General features: G+C 67.7%; 4 protein-coding genes. 2 read left to right on the top strand and 2 right to left on the bottom strand.

Annotation, left to right across the window (positions count from 1 at the left end):
* Nucleotides 1-135 precede the first annotated feature (135 nt).
* Nucleotides 136-1,404 carry an Ig-like domain-containing protein gene (locus AB0N66_RS42400; RefSeq protein ID WP_365446349.1) on the bottom strand — a complete coding sequence of 423 codons (1,269 nt, stop codon included), beginning with the start codon at nt 1,402-1,404 and terminating at the stop codon, nt 136-138.
* A gap of 210 nt (nt 1,405-1,614) precedes the next feature.
* The gene (locus AB0N66_RS42395; RefSeq protein WP_365446346.1) at nt 1,615-1,959 is read right to left on the bottom strand and encodes a hypothetical protein; all 345 of its coding nucleotides are present in this window, start codon (nt 1,957-1,959) and stop codon (nt 1,615-1,617) included.
* A 110-nt stretch (nt 1,960-2,069) separates the two neighbouring features.
* Here AB0N66_RS42395 and AB0N66_RS42390 point away from each other — a divergent pair, with 110 nt between their 5' ends.
* A complete protein-coding gene (locus AB0N66_RS42390; protein WP_365446343.1) occupies nt 2,070-2,414 on the top strand; it encodes a hypothetical protein in 345 nt (114 codons plus the stop codon).
* 37 nt (nt 2,415-2,451) lie between these two features.
* Complete coding sequence (locus tag AB0N66_RS42385) at nt 2,452-3,189, top strand: DUF2625 family protein (protein ID WP_365446340.1); 738 nt, start codon at nt 2,452-2,454, stop codon at nt 3,187-3,189.
* Nucleotides 3,190-3,242: the final 53 nt, after the last annotated feature.

The raw sequence follows: 3,242 nt of genomic DNA, 5'->3' as shown, positions 1-3,242 counted from the left end.
CGCTCGGCTGGGAAACCCCAGCCGAGCGTCTGTCTAAACTGCTCGCCACCACACGTCAGTGATCACGTGTTGCGACGACCCCTGGAATTCGCCGACAGGTGCGGGCCTTCGAACGAAGCAGGGTCTCACGGTGTGTCAGGCGGCCGAACCGGCCTTCCACGCCGCCCAGTCCAGGTTCCAGCCGTTGAGGCCGTTGTCCGGGGCGATGGTCTTGTCGCCGGTGTTCTGGACGACGACCACGTCGCCGATCATCGAGTTGTTGTAGAACCAGGCGGCAGTGGTGTTCGGGTCGTTCGCGCCCTTGGTGTCCGACAGGCCCACACAGCCGTGGCTGGTGTTGACGCTGCCGAAGACGGACTTGGCGCCCCAGTAGTTGCCGTGGATGAAGGTGCCGGAGGCGGACAGGCGGATGGCGTGCGGCACGTCCTTGATGTCGTACTCGCCCTTGCCGTCGTCGTCCGTGAAGCCGACCGTCGCGCCGTCCATCCGGGTCTCCTTGAACTTCTCCGACATCACCATGACGCCCTGGTACGTCTTGTTCTCGGGCGAACCGGCGGAGATCGGGATGGTCTTGATCGTCTTGCCGTCCTGCGTGACCTTCATGGTCTTGGTCTTGGCGTCGACGATCGAGACCTGGTTACGGCCGATCTTGAAGGTGACCGTCTTCTGCTGCACGCCGTACAGACCGCTCGCGCCCTCGACCCCGTCGAGGTTCAGCTTGAGGGTGACGGTGGAGCCGCCGGTCCAGTAGTCCTCGGGGCGGAAGTCCAGGCGGTTGGCGCTGAACCAGTGACCGACGACCTCCTGGCCGCTGCTGGAGGAGACGGTGATCCCCTTCTGCACCTCGGCCTTGTTCGTGATCGACTTGTCGAAGTTGATCGAGACCGGCATGCCGACGCCGACGGTCGAGCCGTCCTCCGGCGTGAAGTTGCCGATGAAGCTGTTGGCCGGGGAGACCGTGGTGAACGACCCGTTCTCGTGGGCGACGCGGCCCTCGGAGTCGGTGGCCGCGGCCGTGATCTTGTACGTGGTGGAGCGCTCCAGCTGACCGGTGGGCGCCCAGCTCGCCTTGTCCGCGGATATCTCGCCGGCGACGGCGGTGCCGTCCGCGGTCTCCATGGTGACCTCCGTGAGCGTGCCCTTGCTCACGGTGACCTTGGCCGCGTTGTTGATGGAGGCGTTGTTGGAACCGTCCTTGGGCGTGATCGCGATCGCCGCCTCGGATGTCTTCTTGGCGGCGGCCGCGTCGGCGCTGGCCTGCGCACTGCTGGTGTCGCCGTCGTCACCGCCGGCCTTGTCGTCGCTCCCGCTGCACGCAGAGAGCGCGAGCACCCCACCGAGCAGTGCGGAGGCGACCATCAGGCCCCTGCGCCGCTTACCATCCGTCATCACACGCTTCTCCATCGTTGCCGAGTACCCAAAAAACCGTGAGAGCCCCGTAAGAACTTTCAACGCTACGGCCGGTTCATCCCGTTCCACATCCGGTGGATGTGTGGGGCACACCACGTCCGAGGCGGGGGCACGGAGGTGATCCGTGCGCCTCCCGCAATCTCCTGAGACGAGAAAACCCCGGACGGCGGTTGCCGCCCGGGGTCACGATTTCCCCAAGAAGCTTCAGCCGACGCCGACTTCCTCGCCATCCTCGGCGTCATCATCCTCGTCGAGGTCCCAATCCGGCGAATCGGGGTCGTAGTCGATCGGCTCACTGCTCCAGGAAGCCTGGGCGAGTTCGATCCCGGGCACCTCGCTGACCAGGTCGAACGGGTCGACGAGATAGGCGAGGGCCTCGGCAGTGTCTTCCGTCACTGCGTTCTCGGCGTGCGTCCGCTCATCGGCCGGCATGGCGGTGTCCTCGGCGATCCGCCGCAGCGCGGCCTTGGCGACGGCGTCGGCGTCGTCGACTTCAAGCACCAGTTCGACACGAAGCCGGACAAACTGTGCTGTCTCAGGAGTACTCATGGGACGGAGCGTACGACCCACAGGTTCCGCGACTTTCCCACGACCCGCGCCTTTCATTAGCATCGCCCTACACGGCCAATTCGCCAGCGCCACAAGGGGATCGATATTTCGTGTCCGCCGCACGTCGATCGTTGCTGACCGCCACTGCCGCGGGGACCCTCCTGGGGGCCCTGTGGTTCGTCCCGTCCGCCAAAGCGTCCCAGGACGAGCCCGTCGAGCACGTCTCGACATCAACCAGTGCACCAGCCAGTCCGTCGGCCGGTCCCGCCACGACGACCACTGTGGACGGGACCTCCACGGAGCCCGAGCCGCAGCTGGGCGGCGAGCAGACCCGGCTGGCCGACACCGGAAGCGTCGACACGACGCCGTACGTCATCGGCGGCACCCTCTTCCTCGGCCTGGGCGCCGGGTTCGTGACCTACTCGGTGCGCCGGGAGCGCACGGCGGCCTACTGAGCGCGGTGCTGCGGCGCCCGGACCCATCGGGGAATCCATGCGAGACCTGACCGAGCTGACCGATGTCGAGGAGCCCGCGTGGCCGCTCCTCTCCGAGAAGCTCTCCACCACGAGCTCGGTATCACTGGAAGTGCTCCCGGTGGACCCCGCGCAGGGCCGCGGGACCCTGCTCCAGTTGCAGGTCACGGCCAAGTCCTGGCTGGGCGCGCTCGCGCTCAACTGCGGCGGAGTGGTGCTGGACAGCGGATGGCTGCGCGTCTACGGCAGTCCGGGCGAGGAGACGCCCACCGGCCCGCCCGGACTCGCCGAGGTCAACGAGTTCCCCGCCCGCTTCGATCCCACGTGGCGGCCTGAGGGCGGACTCGTCATCGGCCATGACGTCCTGGGCGGCGTCTTCGTCCTGAACGGCCCCGACCCCGAAGCCGACGGCCGCCCGGGACGGCCCAGCGAGATGATCTACTTCGCACCGGACTCGCTGCGCTGGGAGTCCCTCGAAGTGGGCCACGCGGCCTGGCTCAACTGGCTCCTGACCGGCGGCATGGAGCAGTTCTACGACACCCTGCGCTGGCCCGGCTGGCGGGGCGAGTCCGGCGCCCTGACCGGCGTCCAGGGTCTCTCCGTCCTACCGTTCCTCTGGTCGGCCGACGCCCGCCGCGACCTGTCGGCCACCACCCGCCGCCCGGCCCCCCTGGCCGAACTCCTCGACCTCCACCGCAGCTCCGCCCTCAAGCTCGACTCGGTCGACCCGGGCTTCTTCGGCGAGGTACACGACTGAGGCACGCATCCGGCAAAGACTGAGGGGGTGTCGTGCGGGCCGGTCGGCCCGCA

The sequence above is a fragment of the Streptomyces sp. NPDC093544 genome (assembly GCF_040683495.1).
Taxonomy (GTDB): domain Bacteria; phylum Actinomycetota; class Actinomycetes; order Streptomycetales; family Streptomycetaceae; genus Streptomyces.
The sequence above is the reverse complement of the archived record's forward strand: the minus strand, read 5'-3'. Positions and strand labels throughout refer to the sequence as shown.

What these genes read in the sequence shown, in the direction of transcription:
- AB0N66_RS42400 (WP_365446349.1), bottom strand. Translation starts at nt 1,404, where the DNA reads ATGGAGAAGCGTGTGATGACGGATGGTAAGCGGCGCAGGGGCCTGATG.
- AB0N66_RS42395 (WP_365446346.1), bottom strand. Translation starts at nt 1,959, where the DNA reads ATGAGTACTCCTGAGACAGCACAGTTTGTCCGGCTTCGTGTCGAACTG.
- AB0N66_RS42385 (WP_365446340.1), top strand. Translation starts at nt 2,452, where the DNA reads ATGCGAGACCTGACCGAGCTGACCGATGTCGAGGAGCCCGCGTGGCCG.